Annotated in this window: 14 protein-coding genes and 1 tRNA gene; 7 read left to right on the forward strand and 8 right to left on the reverse strand. The window is 60.7% G+C overall.

Annotated elements, in window-relative coordinates:
* Window positions 1-13: 13 nt before the first annotated feature.
* The 5 genes from FB009_RS00420 to chvE form a co-directional block, all read right to left on the reverse strand.
* On the reverse strand, window positions 14-1,447 hold the full coding sequence (locus FB009_RS00420) for an aldehyde dehydrogenase family protein (protein ID WP_127580446.1): 1,434 nt from the start codon (window positions 1,445-1,447) through the stop codon (window positions 14-16).
* A gap of 73 nt (window positions 1,448-1,520) precedes the next feature.
* A complete protein-coding gene (araD1, locus tag FB009_RS00425; protein ID WP_012061409.1) occupies window positions 1,521-2,516 on the reverse strand; it encodes an AraD1 family protein in 996 nt (331 codons plus the stop codon).
* 146 nt (window positions 2,517-2,662) lie between these two features.
* Entirely contained in the window at window positions 2,663-3,877 is a 1,215-nt protein-coding gene (mmsB, locus tag FB009_RS00430) for a multiple monosaccharide ABC transporter permease (RefSeq protein ID WP_018010105.1), read from the reverse strand.
* Window positions 3,877-5,412, reverse strand: a complete 1,536-nt coding sequence (mmsA, locus tag FB009_RS00435; protein WP_012061407.1) for a multiple monosaccharide ABC transporter ATP-binding protein — start codon at window positions 5,410-5,412, stop codon at window positions 3,877-3,879. Before mmsA ends, mmsB begins: the two co-directional genes overlap by 1 nt.
* 193 nt (window positions 5,413-5,605) lie before the next feature.
* The gene (gene chvE / locus FB009_RS00440; protein WP_012061406.1) at window positions 5,606-6,673 is read right to left on the reverse strand and encodes a multiple monosaccharide ABC transporter substrate-binding protein; all 1,068 of its coding nucleotides are present in this window, start codon (window positions 6,671-6,673) and stop codon (window positions 5,606-5,608) included.
* Window positions 6,674-6,946: 273 nt separating this feature from the next.
* Between chvE and FB009_RS00445 the strand changes: the two genes are divergently transcribed.
* Both FB009_RS00445 and FB009_RS33875 read left to right on the forward strand, forming a co-directional pair.
* Window positions 6,947-7,927: a LysR family transcriptional regulator gene (locus FB009_RS00445; RefSeq protein WP_028053375.1), complete on the forward strand. Its 981-nt coding sequence runs from the start codon at window positions 6,947-6,949 to the stop codon at window positions 7,925-7,927.
* A gap of 226 nt (window positions 7,928-8,153) precedes the next feature.
* Entirely contained in the window at window positions 8,154-8,441 is a 288-nt protein-coding gene (locus tag FB009_RS33875) for a hypothetical protein (protein WP_234824697.1), read from the forward strand.
* A gap of 3 nt (window positions 8,442-8,444) precedes the next feature.
* On the opposite strand, the gene FB009_RS00455 is transcribed toward FB009_RS33875, so the two are convergent.
* Complete coding sequence (locus FB009_RS00455; RefSeq protein ID WP_012061403.1) at window positions 8,445-8,699, reverse strand: hypothetical protein; 255 nt, start codon at window positions 8,697-8,699, stop codon at window positions 8,445-8,447.
* A 291-nt stretch (window positions 8,700-8,990) separates the two neighbouring features.
* Between FB009_RS00455 and iolG the strand changes: the two genes are divergently transcribed.
* Complete coding sequence (gene iolG, locus FB009_RS00460) at window positions 8,991-9,983, forward strand: inositol 2-dehydrogenase (protein ID WP_018209896.1); 993 nt, start codon at window positions 8,991-8,993, stop codon at window positions 9,981-9,983.
* Between the two features lie 134 nt (window positions 9,984-10,117).
* Here iolG and FB009_RS00465 read toward each other — a convergent pair whose 3' ends face one another.
* On the reverse strand, window positions 10,118-11,326 hold the full coding sequence (locus tag FB009_RS00465; RefSeq protein ID WP_186447658.1) for an ROK family transcriptional regulator: 1,209 nt from the start codon (window positions 11,324-11,326) through the stop codon (window positions 10,118-10,120).
* 394 nt (window positions 11,327-11,720) lie between these two features.
* Here FB009_RS00465 and xylF point away from each other — a divergent pair, with 394 nt between their 5' ends.
* The 4 genes from xylF to FB009_RS00490 all read left to right on the forward strand — a co-directional run bounded on the left by xylF (window position 11,721) and on the right by FB009_RS00490 (window position 15,354).
* Complete coding sequence (gene xylF / locus FB009_RS00475; RefSeq protein WP_018209898.1) at window positions 11,721-12,758, forward strand: D-xylose ABC transporter substrate-binding protein; 1,038 nt, start codon at window positions 11,721-11,723, stop codon at window positions 12,756-12,758.
* Window positions 12,759-12,967: 209 nt separating this feature from the next.
* On the forward strand, window positions 12,968-14,296 hold the full coding sequence (locus FB009_RS00480) for a sugar ABC transporter permease (protein ID WP_024312497.1): 1,329 nt from the start codon (window positions 12,968-12,970) through the stop codon (window positions 14,294-14,296).
* Window positions 14,297-14,310: 14 nt separating this feature from the next.
* Entirely contained in the window at window positions 14,311-15,096 is a 786-nt protein-coding gene (locus FB009_RS00485; RefSeq protein WP_012061398.1) for an ATP-binding cassette domain-containing protein, read from the forward strand.
* A gap of 181 nt (window positions 15,097-15,277) precedes the next feature.
* Window positions 15,278-15,354: transfer RNA gene (locus FB009_RS00490), tRNA-Arg, on the forward strand.
* A gap of 453 nt (window positions 15,355-15,807) precedes the next feature.
* Here the strand turns inward: FB009_RS00490 and FB009_RS00500 are convergent.
* Window positions 15,808-16,299 carry a hypothetical protein gene (locus tag FB009_RS00500; protein ID WP_127625755.1) on the reverse strand — a complete coding sequence of 164 codons (492 nt, stop codon included), beginning with the start codon at window positions 16,297-16,299 and terminating at the stop codon, window positions 15,808-15,810.
* Window positions 16,300-16,745 lie beyond the last annotated feature (446 nt).

Raw genomic sequence — 16,745 nt, forward strand, 5'->3', positions numbered from 1 at the left:
CGCTCTTATCTGTTCAAGCCAGCGTGTAGGCGGTTTTGACATTGGTGTAGAATTCAGCGGCGTATTTGCCCTGCTCGCGAGGACCGTAGGAGGAAGCCTTGCGGCCGCCGAACGGCACGTGGAAGTCGACACCCGCCGTGGGCAGGTTGACCATCACCATGCCGGCCTCGGCATTGCGCTTGAAGTGCGTCGCGTGTTTCAAGCTGGTGGTGGCGATACCCGAAGACAGACCGAAGGGCGTGTCATTGGCGACGGCCAGCGCTTCATCGTAATCCCTGACGCGGATGACGGCTGCGACAGGTCCGAAGATTTCCTCGCGGGAGATACGCATATCGTTCGTCGCCTCGGTGAACAGCGCCGGCTGCAGATAGAAGCCGGGCGTGTCACGCGAGACCAGTTCACCGCCGAAGGCGAGCTTCGCGCCCTCCTTCTTGCCGATGGCGATGTAGTCGGTGTCCTGATTGAGCTGGCTCTGATCGACCACCGGTCCGATATGGGTGCCGGCCTTCAGCGCGTCGTCGACGACGAGACCCTTGATCCGCTCGCCCATGGCGGCGACGAACCGGTCATGGATGCCCTCGGTGACGATGATCCGCGAGGAGGCGGTGCAACGCTGACCGGTCGAGAAAAAGGCGGAATTGACTGCCGCTTCGACGGCAACGGAAAGATCGGCGTCGTCGAGAACGACGAACGGGTTCTTGCCTCCCATCTCCAACTGGTATTTGCGGTTATGTTCGACCGAGGCGACTGCGACCCGTTTTCCGGTTGCGGTCGAGCCAGTGAAGGTTATCGCCTGAACGTCCGGGCTGTCGAGCATTGCCTGGCCTACGACCGAACCCTTGCCCATGACGAAGTTCAGTACGCCCTTTGGCAGGCCCGCACGATGGAGGATATCGACGATCGCCCATGAACAGCCCGGTACCAGTTCCGCCGGCTTGAAGACGACGGTATTGCCGTAGCAGAGCGCCGGAGCGACCTTCCAGGCGGGAATGGCGATGGGAAAGTTCCAGGGCGTGATGATGCCAACGACGCCGACCGGCTCGCGGGTGATCTCGACGCCGATGCCCGGCCTGACCGATGGGACGACCTCGCCAGCGAGGCGCAAAGTTTCGCCGGCGAAGAATTCGAAGATCTGACCGGCCCGGACCGTTTCGCCGATCCCCTCGGCGAGGGTCTTGCCCTCCTCACGCGACAGCAGCCGTCCCAGCTCGTCCTTGCGGGCGAGGATTTCGTCGGCGGTTTTCTTCAGGATCGCATGGCGCTCGAGGATGCCGGAGCGCGACCAGGTGGGAAAGGCAGCCTTGGCCGCCGCAATCGCGGCTTTCGCGTCTTCGGCGCTGGCGCGGGCATAATCTCCGACGACGTCATTGGTGTTCGACGGGTTGACGTTCGCAACGCCGTCTTCGCCGACCCATTCGCCGGCGATCAGGTTCTGGTGAAGTGTCATGGCTTCCGCTTCCTTGTCTTCTTCCGCAAGCGCGACGGCCGGGTTACGGCACGCGCCTGCCATGGGAGATAGGTCAGAGCTGATGGACAGCGACCTCTTCCTCTGCCGCGATTGCCAGGGGATTGCGCAGGGGCAGGCCGAATTCCTTGGCTTCGATCTCGAATACGTCCCCCTCTTCCGTGCGGATGCCGTCGCCGAAGGAGAGCGTTGCCGTGCCGAACATGTGAACATGCACATCGCCCGGTGCACGGAATATGCCGTACTTGAAGTGATGATATTCAAGATTGGCAAAGCTGTGCGACATGTTCGCCTCACCGGAAAGGAACGGCTTTTCCCACAGGACCTCGCCGCCGCGATGGATACGCGAAACGCCGCGAATATCCTCTGGAGCCGCGCCTATACGGATTTCCGGGCCGAAACTCGCCTGCCGGAGCTTGGAATGCGCCAGCCACAGATAGTTGACCCGTTCGGTCTTGTGGTCGGAGAACTCGTTGGCAACGGCGAAGCCGAGGCGGTAAGGGACACCTTTGTCGGAGATCACATAGATGCCGGCCATTTCAGGCTCCTCGCCCCCATCTTCCGCAAAGGATGGTGAAACCAGCGGCTCCCCCGGCGCTACAGCCGATGTGCCATTGCCCTTGTAGAACCATTCAGGCTGCACGCCGCGCTCGCCCGGAATCGGCTTGCCGCCCTCGAGCCCCATGCGGAACATCTTCATCGAGTCGGTCAGCGTTTCCTCGGCGGCTTCCGTGGCCTTCTTGTGCATCGCATCGCGCGTTGCGGCGGAGCCGAGATGCGTCAGCCCGGTACCCGTCATATGGAGATGGGCGGGATCGGGATGGGTGATCGGCGAAAGCAGCCGCCCCTGAGAATATGCCTCCTGGAGGTCGATCGTTTCGTCAAGTCCCCTGGCGTCGATGATATCCTTAAGACTCCTGCCGGTGTTGGCAGCCTCCATCGCAAGAGCATAGACGCTTTCGGCTCCCCTGACGGCATGCGCCGTCTCGCCCGGGACCCGCACCGCGACGATAATCGAACCGTCTTCTTTCCTGACCTGAGAAATCAGCACCTTCTATCCTTCCTGATGACTTGGCCTCGCGACGCCTTTCCTCCCGGAAAGGGCAACGCTCCGCCTCGGGATTGGCTCACGCCACCCAGTTGCTGCGGCAGTGCCGCCTCTCTCTGTTGCGATCATCGAGCGCTGACCGGAACCGATCAGCCCTTGCCCTTGTTCTTGTTGTAGACGTCAAAGAACACGGCTGCGAGCAGCACAAGGCCCTTGATCAACTGCTGGTAATCGATGCCGATGCCCATGATCGACATGCCGTTGTTCATGACGCCCATGATGAGAGCGCCGATCACCGCGCCGGTGATCTTGCCCACGCCGCCCGAGGCGGAAGCGCCGCCGATGAAACAGGCGGCGATCACGTCGAGTTCGAAGCCGACGCCGGCCTTCGGGGTTGCCGAATTCAGGCGCGCCGTAATGATCATGCCGGCAAGCGCAGCAAGCGCGCCCATGTTCACGAAGGCGTAGAAGGTCAACCGCTCGGTATTGATGCCGGAGAGCTTGGCAGCCTTCTCGTTTCCGCCCATTGCGTAGATCCGTCGGCCAACCGTCGAGCGGGACGTGACGAAGGTATAAAGGGCGATCAGCACGCCCATGACGATGAGAACGTTGGGCAGGCCGCGATATGTCGAAAGCTGAAAGCCGATGAAGAGCGCAACGACGCCGATCACGGCCATCTGGATGGCGAAGAAGATGAAGGGCTCGTTCTCGCTACCATGCTGTTCGTTGATCCGGCGATTGCGCAGGCCCGCATAAATCGCATAGCCGACCAGCAGCAGCACGGCCACGAGCGCTACCATGTTCTTGATCAGGTCGGGGCTCGGATTGAGGAAGTAGAGAAAATCCGGAACGAAACCCGTGGAGAGTATCTGGAACTCCTTCGGGAAGGGGCCGATGGGGCGCCCGCCGAGGACCACATAGGTCATACCCCGGAAGACCAGCATGCCCGCCAGCGTCACGATAAAGGCCGGGATCTTCTGGTAGGCAACCCAATATCCCTGCGCAGCTCCCATAATGCCGCCAACGACGAGACAGGCAGGTACGACGACAAAGGCCGGCAGCCCCCATTTGACCAGCATAATGGCCGAGATCGCGCCGATGAAAGCGACGATGGAGCCGACCGAAAGATCGATATGCCCTGCGACGATGATCAGAAGCATCCCCAGGGCCATGATCACGATGAATGAATTCTGCAGCACCAGATTGGTGATGTTGACCGGCCTGAACAAGACGCCGTTGGTGACGAACTGGAAGAACAGCATGATGATCACGAGCGCGACCAGCAGGCCGTATTCGCGAATATTGTTCCTGAGGTAGTCACCGATAGACGGTTTGGTGGTTTGGGTGCTCGTATCGGCGACCATTAGTGTTTCTCCCCTGAACGCATGATGGCGCGCATGATCGATTCCTGGCTTGCTTCCTCCTTGGAAAGCTCCGCCACGATGCGGCCCTCGTTCATGACATAGATGCGATCGCAGGTTCCGAGCAGTTCCGGCATCTCCGACGAAATCATGAGGATGCCTTTGCCCTCGGCTGCGAGTTGGTTGATGATGGTGTAGATCTCATATTTCGCGCCGATATCGATACCGCGGGTCGGCTCGTCGAGTATGAGCACTTCGGGATTGGTGAACAGCCACTTGGACAGGACGACCTTTTGCTGGTTGCCGCCCGACAGGTTGACCGCCTCCTGATAGATAGAGTGCGAACGGATGCGCAGCTTGGAGCGATAGTCCGAGGCGACCCGAGCCTCCTTTCGCTCGTCGATGACGCCGTTCGAGGAAACCGCACCGAGATTGGAAAGCGTGGTGTTGTGCATGATGTTGTTGATCAGCACGAGGCCAAGCTGTTTGCGGTCTTCCGTCACATAGGCAAGGCCCGCCTTGATCGCCTTCGGGATCGTGCTCACGTCCACGGGCTTGCCGCGCATCGTCACGTCACCGGTGATCTTGTGTCCCCAGGACCGGCCGAAGATGCTCATCGCCGTCTCGGTTCGGCCGGCGCCCATCAGTCCGGCGATGCCTACGACCTCACCGGCGCGAACCTTGAAGCTGACATCGTGCAGAAACTGCCGGTCGCGGTGATGCTGATGGTAGACGTTCCAGTTCTTCACCTCGAGCAGCGTGTCGCCGATCTTCGGCTCGCGCGGCGGGTAGCGGTCTTCCATGGCGCGGCCGACCATGCCGTTGATGATCCGGTCCTCGCCGACCTCCTCCTTGTGACAGTCGAGCGTCTCCACCGTTCCGCCATCGCGCAGGATGGTGATCTGGTCGGCAACCTTCTTAATCTCGTTGAGCTTATGAGAAATGATGATCGACGTCATGCCCTGGCTGCGGAATTCCATGAGCAGCTTCAAAAGCGCGTCGGAATCGTTTTCGTTGAGGGATGCGGTAGGTTCGTCGAGGATAAGCAGGCGCACTTTTTTGGAAAGCGCCTTGGCAATTTCCACCAGCTGCTGCTTGCCGACGCCGATGTCGGTGATCAGCGTCGCCGGCGACTCGTTCAGTCCAACTTTCTTCAGGAGCTCCTGCGTGCGTGCGAAAGTCTGCGGCCAATGGATTATGCCCTTTTCGGCCACCTCGTTGCCGAGAAAGATGTTCTCGGCGATCGAAAGCAGGGGAACGAGCGCCAGCTCCTGGTGGATGATGATGATGCCGAGATCTTCGCTGTCCGAAATCGTGCTGAACTGGCGAAGTTTTCCGTCATAATGGATTTCGCCCTCGTAGGTCCCGGCCGGATAGACGCCGCTCAACACCTTCATCAAGGTCGACTTGCCGGCGCCATTTTCTCCGACAAGCGCGTGGATTTCGCCTTCGCGGACCTTGAACGAGACGTTGTCCAGGGCCTTGACGCCCGGAAACGTCTTCGTAATGCCCCGCATTTCAAGAATGATATTGTCCATACTCAGCCATTCCAGCTGCAGTCTCAGAGAGAATGCAGGCGCTCTCCCGTGCTGCGCGGTTCTTTCGACCGGCTCCGATACGAAATAAAACCACGCGGCGGGTCAAAGTGCTACAGCGACATTGCAAAGAGACGCATGCCGCGTGGATTAAGAGGGCGCGCGAGCCTGTCGCGCACCCTCTCGGTTCGCCGCATCAGTTGTTGAGCTGATCTTCCGTGTAGTAGCCGGAGCCGACAAGAACGTCCTTGGCGTTCGACTTGTCTACGGAAACGGGCTTCAGCAGATAGGACGGAACGACCTTGACTCCGTTTTCATACGTCTTGGTGTCGTTAACTTCCGGCTCCTTGCCGTCCATGATCGCGTTGACCATGTTGACCGTGACCTTGGCGAGTTCACGGGTGTCCTTGAAGACCGTGGAATGTTGTTCGCCCGCAAGGATGGACTTGACCGAAGGCAGCTCGGCGTCCTGACCGGTGACGATCGGCATCGGCATGTCGCCGGAGCCGTAACCGACGCCCTTGAGAGCAGAGATGATGCCGATCGACAGACCGTCATAGGGCGACAGAACGCCGTCGACCTTCGCATCGGTATAGGCCGACGACAGCAGGTTTTCCATGCGGGCCTGAGCCACAGCACCGTCCCAGCGCAGCGTACCGACCTGGTCCATGCCCATCTGGCCGGACTTGACGACAAGCTTGCCGCTGTCAATCAGAGGCTGCAGAACGGACATTGCACCGTCGTAAAAGAAGAAGGCGTTGTTGTCGTCCGGCGAGCCGCCGAAAAGTTCGATGTTCTTCGGCTCGGTCGCGCTGTCGAGCTTCAGACCCTCGACGAGCGAGGTCGCCTGCAGGACGCCAACCTGGAAGTTGTCGAAGGTGGCATAGTAGTCGACATTGCCGGAATCGCGGATCAGGCGATCATAGGCGATGACCTTGACGCCGGCGTCGGCGGCCTTCTGCAGAATGTCGGAGAGCGTCGTGCCGTCGATGGCGCCGATGACGAGGACCTTCGCGCCCTTGGTCACCATGTTCTCGATCTGCGCGAGCTGGTTCGGAATATCGTCGTCGGCGAATTGCAGGTCCGGCGTATAGCCTGCATCCTTGAACAGCTTCTCCATGGTTTCGCCGTCGGAAATCCAGCGCGTCGACGTCTTTGTCGGCATGGAGATGCCGACCATGCCCTTGTCCTGGGCGACTGCCGGCGCAGCGAAGCCGGCGACCGTCATCGCCGCAGCTGCGAGAAGCGAAGTAAAGAATTTCATCAGATCTCTCCCTGAGTGTTGAACCGGCAGGCGCAGGGCCCCCCGTCTATGCGCTGCGACCACCGTCGCGGAGGATCATCCCCGGCGGTGGTTCAAGATGAAGGAAGCCCTCCCCGTCTCACATACTCCCGCATGCGCCGGCGCATATGGTTCGAAACTGGAATCAATTGCCATAACTGTCAAATACAATATCGCTTTGCATGCATACCAAAATTGATATACCACCTTGAAAGAGTGTGATTTTTGAAATTCTTGAAAACGGAACCGATTGGAATGCTCGAAGGCAGGCCGAATGCGTCCGGGCCCGCGGGAGAACTCCTCGAAACAGGACTTTTCCGATCGGGGTTGAAGATCAACCATCTGCGGCTCGTCCTGGCGATCGACGACCACCGGCGCATCAGCGCCGCAGCCGATTCGCTTGGGATCTCGCAACCGGCAGCCTCGCGCATGCTCGCCGAGATCGAGGCGATCGCCAAGGCGCCGATCTGCGAGCGGGTGGCGCGCGGCGTCGAGCTGACCCGCTACGGCGAAGCGCTGGCACGCCGCGCCCGCACCATTTTCCTTGAGTTGCGCGAGGCCGCGCGCGAGATCAATGAATTGAAAACCGGCAGCGGCGGATCGGTTTCACTGGGCTCCGTCACCGGCCCGGCCCTCAATCTTGCAGTCCCGGCGATCCGGCAGGTGTCGACGGCCTATCCAGGCATCGAGATCAACGTACAGATCGACAACAGCAATGTGCTGACGCGCGAGCTTCTCGCGGCTCGTCACGATTTCATCATCGGACGAATTCCGGACGACCTCAATCCGCGACTGTTCAACCTGATCGAGATGGGCTTCGAGGAAGTCTGCCTGATCGTTCGGGAGGGTCACCCTCTTCTGGAGAAGGCGTCGGTCAGTGCCGACGATCTCCCGGGCTATGACTGGGTCTTCCAGCCGCCCGGCACGCTACTTCGCCGCGCCGTAGAGGACAGTTTCGGTTCCGCCGGCGTGCGACTTCCGGCAACGGTCATCAACACCTCGTCGACCATCCTGACGCTGTCGATCGTGCGAAACACCAACGCAATCGCTCCCGTTGCGCTGGATGTCGCCAGGCTGGTGGCCGGAAACGGCACCGAAGCCGGTGAAATCAAGATATTGCGGACCGGGTTTCCGATCCGCATCAAGCCCTACGGGCTGATAACCGCCGAGGGACGGGCGCTCCCGCCCAGCGCGAAGCTGCTTTACGACCTCATTCTGAAGCAAAGCAGGGCATGATCAGTTTCGCGTAATATTCTGACGCCATGCTCGGACATTCAGCGCCTGTTTCAGGAGACATGATGTTCGGAATCTCGTTTTTCCAGTCGGTTCTGCAGCGGCTCAGGGACGAGCAGGACGCGGAGATGCTGGGAGAGGCAACTGGCGGGCCTGGTACCGTCATCGGTACCACTTCGGGATTCGTCCCGGAGACCTCGTCGGGCACCGCGGCCACTTATATACCACGGTGCAGCAGGCCTATTGTGAGCTGACGCCGACCGAGAGCCCCGCGCCCTTTGCAATACCCGATTTTCTAAAGCGCATCAGCCTTGCTGAAGTCGCCTCCGAGCTGGCGCTCGGCGAAGCGGAGACCGCGCTGACGCTTGCGGCCAGGCGCAGGCGTTTCGCCGCAGCGAACCATCCCGACAGGTTGCCAGCGGAAGCGCGACTCAATGCGACTTTGCGCATGAAGCTCGCCAACATGCTGATCGACGAGGCTTTCAGGCGGATCAAAAAGCCGAGCATGCCGAAATAGACGTCAGTTCGTGCCGTCACTCGTGCCCTCATTCGTCTTGCCGGTAGCGCCGCTCTTGCCCTGCTCCTCCTCCTTCGGTCGGTAAAAAACAAGAAGGGTCGCGCCGGCATAGGCGGTTACCACGAGAAAGATCGTTCCCCACATCGTCTGTCCGCCGTAGAATTCCACCGCCGTCCATACCGCGCAGAACACGATGATCAGCAGCCGGATCCACAAGGGACGATAGAAGGGGTGATCCGGATCGATAAATTTGATCATCCTGGTTCCTTTGGGAGACTTAATTCCGATTCATCTACTGCATATTTCCACAACGAGAGCAAATCCAACTGCCCAGAGAACAGACCAAGGCGAGGACGTGGGCCCGACCGGTGGAACCGTTCGCGGTGGAGGCTTGACGGCGCCAAGCTTGTTGGAATAAATATTCCGCACACGCAGTAATTGGCCGTTTCATTCCAGTTCCTGCGCGGATGCCCCGCGACGCCTTTGCGCGATGAGCGTCGATCATCGTGCGCCAACCCGGTCGCACACCGGAATTCAAGGACAATACAGATGACAGTGAGATTTGGTCTTCTCGGCGCCGGACGCATCGGCAAGGTTCATGCGAAGGCTGTCAGCGCCAATGCCGATGCGCGCCTTGTCGCCGTTGCTGACGCCTTTCCCGCCGCCGCTGAAGCGATCGCCGGCGCCTATGGCTGCGAAGTCCGTACGATCGATGCTATCCAGGCGGGAAGCGACATCGACGCCGTGGTGATCTGCACGCCGACCGACACCCATGCCGACCTGATCGAGCGCTTCGCGCGCGCCGGAAAGGCTATTTTCTGCGAAAAGCCTGTTGATCTCGATGTCGAACGCGTCAGGGCCTGCCTCAAGGTCGTGTCCGAGACCAAGGCCAAGCTGATGGTCGGCTTCAACCGTCGCTTCGATCCGCATTTCATGGCCGTACGCAAGGCGATCGACGACGGACGGATCGGTGAAGTCGAGATGGTGACGATCACCTCGCGCGATCCAGGGGCGCCGCCCGTCGACTATATCAAGCGCTCGGGCGGAATTTTCCGCGACATGACGATCCATGATTTCGACATGGCACGTTTCCTCCTTGGCGAGGAGCCGGTTTCCGTCACCGCGACTGCGGCCGTACTCGTCGACAAGGCAATCGGCGAAGCCGGCGACTATGACAGCGTCTCCGTCATCCTTCAGACGGCTTCCGGCAAGCAGGCGATCATCTCGAATTCACGCCGTGCCACCTACGGTTACGACCAGCGTATCGAGGTCCACGGCTCCAAGGGCGCAGTCGCCGCGGAAAATCAGCGTCCCGTGTCGATCGAGATCGCGACCGTCGACGGCTACACGCGCCCGCCGCTGCACGATTTCTTCATGACGCGCTACACGGAAGCCTATGCGAACGAGATCGAAAGCTTCGTCGCCGCAATAGAAAAGGGCGCCGAGATCGCACCGTCCGGAGAGGACGGACTTGCAGCGCTCGCGCTCGCCGATGCGGCCGTCCGTTCGGTCGCGGAAAAGCGTCAGGTCAGCGTCGCTTGACGGTCCGATTGTTCTAAAAGAGATGGCCGGGGACCTCCCGGCCTTTTTCGGCGTAGCCACTATGCCTCTTTAAGGCGCAGCAAATCTTCTTGCCAGGCCGCATGGTCACGATGACCATGGGGGCGGGCGTGGGCTCATGGGTGGCCCGAGGCTGCAATGTCGCCGTCGATTGCCCCTAGCGCCCGGTCGAGATGACCATCCAGAACGAGCCGTTGTTCGTCAATGACCACCGATATCTGCGGCATGCCCTCAAGGCGCACCTGCAGCGAATGTGCCATGCCCTCCTCCAGTCCCTTCTGCAGGAGATCGAAATAGCGCGTGCCCGGTCCAGTCACGAAGATCGGCATCGGCTCGTAGAGACTGAGCATCCGGGAAATTCCGTTGCCGAGCGCAACGCCGGCCTGTCGGAAGGCATAGGCGGCCATCCGATGTCCTTGCCGTGCACGCGCGGCGATCTTGTCCATCTCCGAAAGCGGCACGAACTTGGCTGGGATGGTATTGGAGGGCACCTCGAAGGCCGTGCGCAGAATCCCGTAGAAACCGGCGGCGGCCTCGACGCAGCCAAAACTGCCGCAGCGGCAGAGCCCGGCGGCATCCTGATGCAGCATATGGCCGAAGTTCGGAGCCGAGACATCGAGCTCACCGGAGCTGCCCCTTCGGGCAAGGCCGAGGCCGATGCTGTGTCCGAGCGACACGGCGGCGAGCGCGCGGAAACCGACCTGTTTTTCCTCTTCCTTTACGGCAAGCGCGTGCGCCACGAGGAGCGACTCATTGCTGAGCATGATCCTGGCGCGCCAATCAGGACGCAGCAGCTTCACGAAATCGAGTTGCTCGCCGCCGAAGACGGGGGACCAGATAAGTCGCGCGCCATCGGCGGCCACGAGCCCCTTGCTGCTGATCGAGATGGCAAGCACCTCGTCCTTCGATATATTCGAGCGGAGGAGCAACCGTTCAAGTGCCGCTGCAAGGACCTCCCCGAAGGCAGCTGTCCCGCCGAGGTCACCGCGCACCTCCTCGAAACGATCGAGCAGAATGCCGCCATAATCAGCAAGCGAGTATTGCACCACGTCGGAAGAGATCCGCACGACGATCACGTGACCGCAATCGCGTCTCGGCTCGAAGAGAACCCGCGGCCGGCCGCGACCGCCCTGCACATGCCTCTCGATTTTGGCGATGATCCCGGCGCGCTCCAGCTCGGCCGTGATAACGGAGATCGTGGCCGAGGCAAGCCCGGTCTGTGCCGCAATCTCCGTGTGGGAAAGCGAGCTCTTCCGCCGAAGCGCCGCGAGCACCAGCGCGCTGTTCTGCTGACGCACGAGTTCGGTGCTGGACTTGGTCAGCATCATCGGCTCACCCAGCGCCGCGCATCTGACAAGACGCGCTCCGGTCGCCGAAACTTCTTAGGCTGCTGCATGTTTTTCCTGTGACCGGGTTGGTTGAAAGACGACATGCAGTGACGGTGCGACTTTTCCGAAGACATGCTCCTCCCAAGCATCTGCGGGCCGGCAAGACAAGGCACACCCATCTTTGCCGCAGGATTTTCAAGGCGGTGCGGCCATCACCCCTGCGATGGTAAGCCCTTGTTGACAGCCTGGGAAAACTCTGACATCTATTTTCTCGACTGTCGAGAAAAAACGCCGGGCGCAGCACCGGAGAGGTTTACGGCAGCGGATCAAGGCTCGTCGGGGATGCGTATGGGAGGTTCCTACGCGCGGCCGGGCAAAACGGGAGGGTAAGATGAAATCCATTTTGAAACTGATGGCCGGGGCTGCCATCATAGCGTCCATGCATTCCGCGGCGATCGCCAAGGATCTCGTCATCGGCGTTTCCTGGTCAAACTTCCAGGAGGAGCGCTGGAAGACCGATGAGGCCGCCATCAAGGCCGCGCTGGAAGCCTCGGGCGACAAATACATTTCAGCCGATGCACAGTCTTCAGCAGCAAAGCAGCTCACCGACATCGAATCGCTAATCGCCCAGGGCGCCAACGCACTGATCGTGCTTGCGCAGGACTCCGATGCGATCGGTCCGGCTATCGAGAAGGCCGCTGCCGAGGGGATCCCGGTCGTCGGCTATGACCGCCTGATCGAAAACCCGGCCGCCTTCTACATCACCTTTGACAACAAGGAAGTCGGCCGCCTGCAAGCGAGCGAGGTGTTCAAGCAGAAGCCGGAAGGCAACTACGTCTTCATCAAGGGCTCCTCCGCCGATCCGAACGCCGACTTCCTTTTCTCAGGACAGATGGAAGTCCTGAAGGATGCCATCGATGCGGGCAAGATCAAGAATGTCGGCGAGGCCTATACCGATGGCTGGAAGCCGGAAAACGCCCAGAAGAACATGGAACAGTTCCTGACGGCTAACGACAACAAGGTCGATGCGATCGTGGCCTCGAACGACGGGACCGCCGGCGGCGCGATCGCGGCACTCGACGCCCAGGGCCTTGCCGGTTCGGTTCCTGTGTCCGGCCAAGATGCCGACAAGGCAGCGCTGAACCGCGTCGCTCGCGGCACGCAGACGGTTTCGGTGTGGAAGGACTCCCGCGAACTCGGTAAGAAAGCGGCAGAGATTGCCGCGGCGCTTGCCGCCGGCAAGACCATGGATGAAATCGAAGGCGTCCAGACCTTTGACGGCGGCCCCAAGGGCGTGGCCATGAAATCCGTTTTCCTGGCACCGCTGGCGATCACCAGGGACAATCTCAATGTCGTCATCGATGCCGGCTGGATTGCCAAGGAAGAGACCTGCCAGGGCGCCAAGGACGACGTGGCTGCGTGCAAGTAAGCCGCAAGCACGGGACCGATCAATAGTCTTCGAGAGCGCCGCAACGCAAATCGTTGCGGCGCTCTCGCAAGATGCGAGGCCGACCGGCAAGATCGCATCCTAAGCAATCCGAGAGTCGACGGAAGTCCGGCCCATGACCGGACGTGCTGACCGCTCTCGCTGCCGCTCGGCGCGACGACATCAACTCATAGGTGGGGGAAGGCATGTCCATGGCCGACATCACACAAGCCAACCAGACACAGGGTACGCAAACGAGCCGCGCCCGAAAGGCGAACGAAAACCTGGTGAAGCGATTCTTCCGCGCCACTGAAATCGACACCCGGCTTCTCGGCATGGTCGGCGCGCTGATCATCATCTGGCTCGGTTTCCAGGTGATGACGGGAGGATTGTTCCTCACGCCGCGCAACCTTTGGAACCTGACCGTCCAGACCTCATCCGTCGCCGTTATGGCCACCGGTATGGTGCTCGTCATCGTGACCCGCAACATCGACCTTTCCGTCGGCTCCGTGCTCGGCTTTTGCGGCATGATCATGGGCGTGCTGCAGGCGCAGGTCCTGCCGCAATATCTCGGGCTCGGTCATCCCGCCATCTGGGCAATTACGCTTGCCTGCGGCATCGCGGTGGGCGCCGCCATCGGCGCGCTTCACGGATCGATCATCGCCTTCCTCAACGTTCCCTCCTTCATTGTGACGCTCGGCGGCCTGCTCGTCTGGCGCGGCGCCACCTGGTTCGTGACGAGCGGACAGACGGTCGCGCCGATGGACACCACCTTCCGTCTCATGGGCGGCGGCACCCAAGGTTCGATCGGCGCCACGGCGAGCTGGGTCGTTGGCGTTCTCGCCTGTATCGCCATCATCGGCGCCGTCCTCAATTCGCGCAGGCAACGCAAACGCTTCGGGTTTCCCTTGCGCCCGGTCTGGGCCGAATACTTCCTGACAATCCTTGGCTGTGCCCTGGTGCTTGGCGCGGTCTCCGTCGCAAATCATTATTACTGGCCCATCAATATCGCCCGCAGATATGCCGATGCGAACAGCATTGCCTGGCCGGACGGCGGCCTGCAGATCCCGCACGGCATCGCCGTTCCCGTACTGGTCGCGATCGTCGTGGGCATCGTCATGACCTTCATAGCGACCCGCCTCCGCTTCGGTCGCTACGTCTTCGCACTTGGCGGCAATCCCGAAGCGGCCGAGCTCGCCGGAATCAAGACGCGCTGGGTCACCGTCAAGATCTTCATGCTGATGGGCGTGCTCTGCGCGATCGCTGCCGCCATCTCGACCGCGCGCCTCAACGCAGCGACCAATGCACAGGGCGAACTCGACGAGCTCTACACGATCGCTGCCGCAGTCATCGGCGGCACTTCGCTCGCCGGCGGCGTCGGCACCATCGCCGGGGCGATGATCGGCGCCCTCGTCATGCAATCGCTGCAGTCAGGCATGGTGCTTCTCGGGATCGACACGCCCTTCCAGCGGATCGTCGTCGGTGTCGTGCTCGTCACCGCCGTCTGGCTCGACACCGTCTACCGCGCCCGCGCAAAATAATTAGGAGTTCGAACATGACTGAACAACGCACTCCGCTGGTGGAAATGAAGAATATTTCCATCTCCTTCGGCGGCATCCATGCGGTGGACAATGCTTCCGTCGATCTCTACCCCGGCGAGGTCGTCGCCCTCCTCGGCCATAACGGCGCCGGAAAATCGACGCTGATCAAGATTCTCTCCGGCGCCTACAGGCGCGATGCCGGCGAGATCCTGATCAACGGCGAACCTGCCGAGATCGGCAATCCGCGAGACGCCAAGAAATACGGCATCGAGACGATCTACCAGACACTCGCGGTCGCCGACAATGTCGACGCCGCAGCCAACCTCTATCTCGGCCGCGAACTGCGCACCCCCTGGGGCACGCTGGACGATGTGGCAATGGAAGCCAAGGCACGCGAGGTGATGGGACGGCTCAATCCCAACTTCCAGCGCTTCAAGGAGCCGGTGAAAGCGCTTTCCGGCGGCCAGCGGCAATCGGTTGCGATCGCCCGCGCCATCCTCTTCGACGCCCGCATCCTGATCATGGACGAACCGACCGCGGCACTCGGACCCCAGGAGACAGCACAGGTCGGCGAACTCATCAAACAATTGAAGCGCGAGGGCATCGGCATCTTCCTGATCAGCCACGACATCCACGATGTCTTCGACCTTGCCGACCGTGTCTCCGTGATGAAAAACGGCCAGGTCGTCGGCCACGCCCGCACCGAGGACGTGACGAAGGACGAGGTGCTCGGCATGATCATCATGGGCAAGGTGCCCCCCAAGGCGATCCCCGGTCCCGGCGCCATGCAGATGGCGTGAAGGCAAGCCAAACGCCACCGATGCCGCGTCGAAGGACGCGGCATTTCTCTCGGCGCAAGCTCTCTGCGCCATAGTCGAACGCAAATTTCCGCGGCAAACCGTCAATCACCATTGAAGCGGCGCGCAAGCTAGGCTAAGAACCGCTTCACAGACTGCTTCGGCGGCCCTGCCGCCAACGGATGCACCCGTAGCTCAGCTGGATAGAGTGTTGGATTCCGATTCCAAAGGTCACAGGTTCGAATCCTGTCGGGTGCGCCATATTTCTCAGGGGATTTCGGTCCTTCCCTCCCCTCCTCCGATATCCACAGGAAGCATATAGGAAGCACCGGAGGGTTACCTATGACCAGACCAGCGTTGATCCGTCAGGCGGATCTGAAGCGGATGGCTGCGGTCGCAAACTCCGAAGGTGTTACGGTTGAGCTAGAGCTTGAAGGCGCCATTGTCCGAGTAATGCCATTTCAGCCACCGCAAGTATCGACGGAGGAATCTGGGGAAGCGGAACTCGCGCGATGGATGGCGAACAATGAAGCGAGGAAGCAGAGAGAAGCTAAAGCGGCCGCGGACGTCAGAACGCAGAGGGCCGTGCGTGCGCGGACAGCCGACTCGGCCAGAGCTGAAATGTCCGAAGCTGATCGTATCAGGGAGAGGCTTGCTGTGGAGAGTTTCTCAGCAAGGAAGCAACCGCACCGTCGTAAAAAGCCGCAGTGAACGTCATGCAGCCTCTAGGGCAGCGTTCAAGCGCTCTTCCTGACTGGCGCGAAGCCGGTTCATCCAAGCGTATCCCATCGTCTCCTCGGGCTTTCTGGTGGGGTTCATGCCCGAGAGAAGCAGGTAAAGCATGCCGGCCAGCGCCTGGCGCTGCGTGACGAAGCCGTAGAGCTGCTGGCATTGCCACATCAGGAAGCCGAGCGGGATTTTATCCCATGCTTGGAACCACTCCTCTGCGTGATCTTCGATCCAGTCCGAGTTCGCTCGGATCAGATCGGACGCGGCCCAGGCCGAATACTCGTTGATGAAGCCCTGATTGCCGGTGGTCTCGGCCATGGTCGCAACGACGAGACGAAGATGGCCTTCGCCGTGCCGTGCCATGATGCGCTCCAGAGTCCCTAGCGCTCGAGTCTGCCCGGGCATGGGCTGGACATTGGCCGCCACGATCGCGATATCAAACTCGCTGCATATTGCACGAACCTTGGCCAGCATCATTGTGCACTCCGATGAAACGATGAGGATAAATTGTTAACGTATTCGGAACAATTTTGCCAGATCTTGCGTCAGCCACCGGAGCAATGATCTGGGTCGCTTGTGACTGCAGAGCGACAGCGCAGCAGGTTTCCGTCGTGGGCACTTGGCGCCCACGTGGTGACGCGGTGGTGATGATCACGAGAATTCCTGTGCGCGGGTGGTTTAGTAGTTAGGTGGGCAGGGTCGCCATGTCAGCAGTCACAGTCCCATCCGTGGTTCCAACTTTCGTTGGCGGACGACGCCAGGCCCCTCGATTACCGGACCGGTAGTGTGACAAGCCCGACGCGCAAGTTGCCTTCGCCAAACCTCAGGCCGCCGGCAGCCCGCCTCGTTAACTTAGCTGCGGCCCACCCTCGATTCGGGGGGAATAATCACCGGATTATTTGTCTCGTTTCCGAACGTCGGTC

It is taken from the genome of Sinorhizobium medicae (genome assembly GCF_007827695.1).
Taxonomy (GTDB): Bacteria; Pseudomonadota; Alphaproteobacteria; order Rhizobiales; family Rhizobiaceae; genus Sinorhizobium; species Sinorhizobium medicae.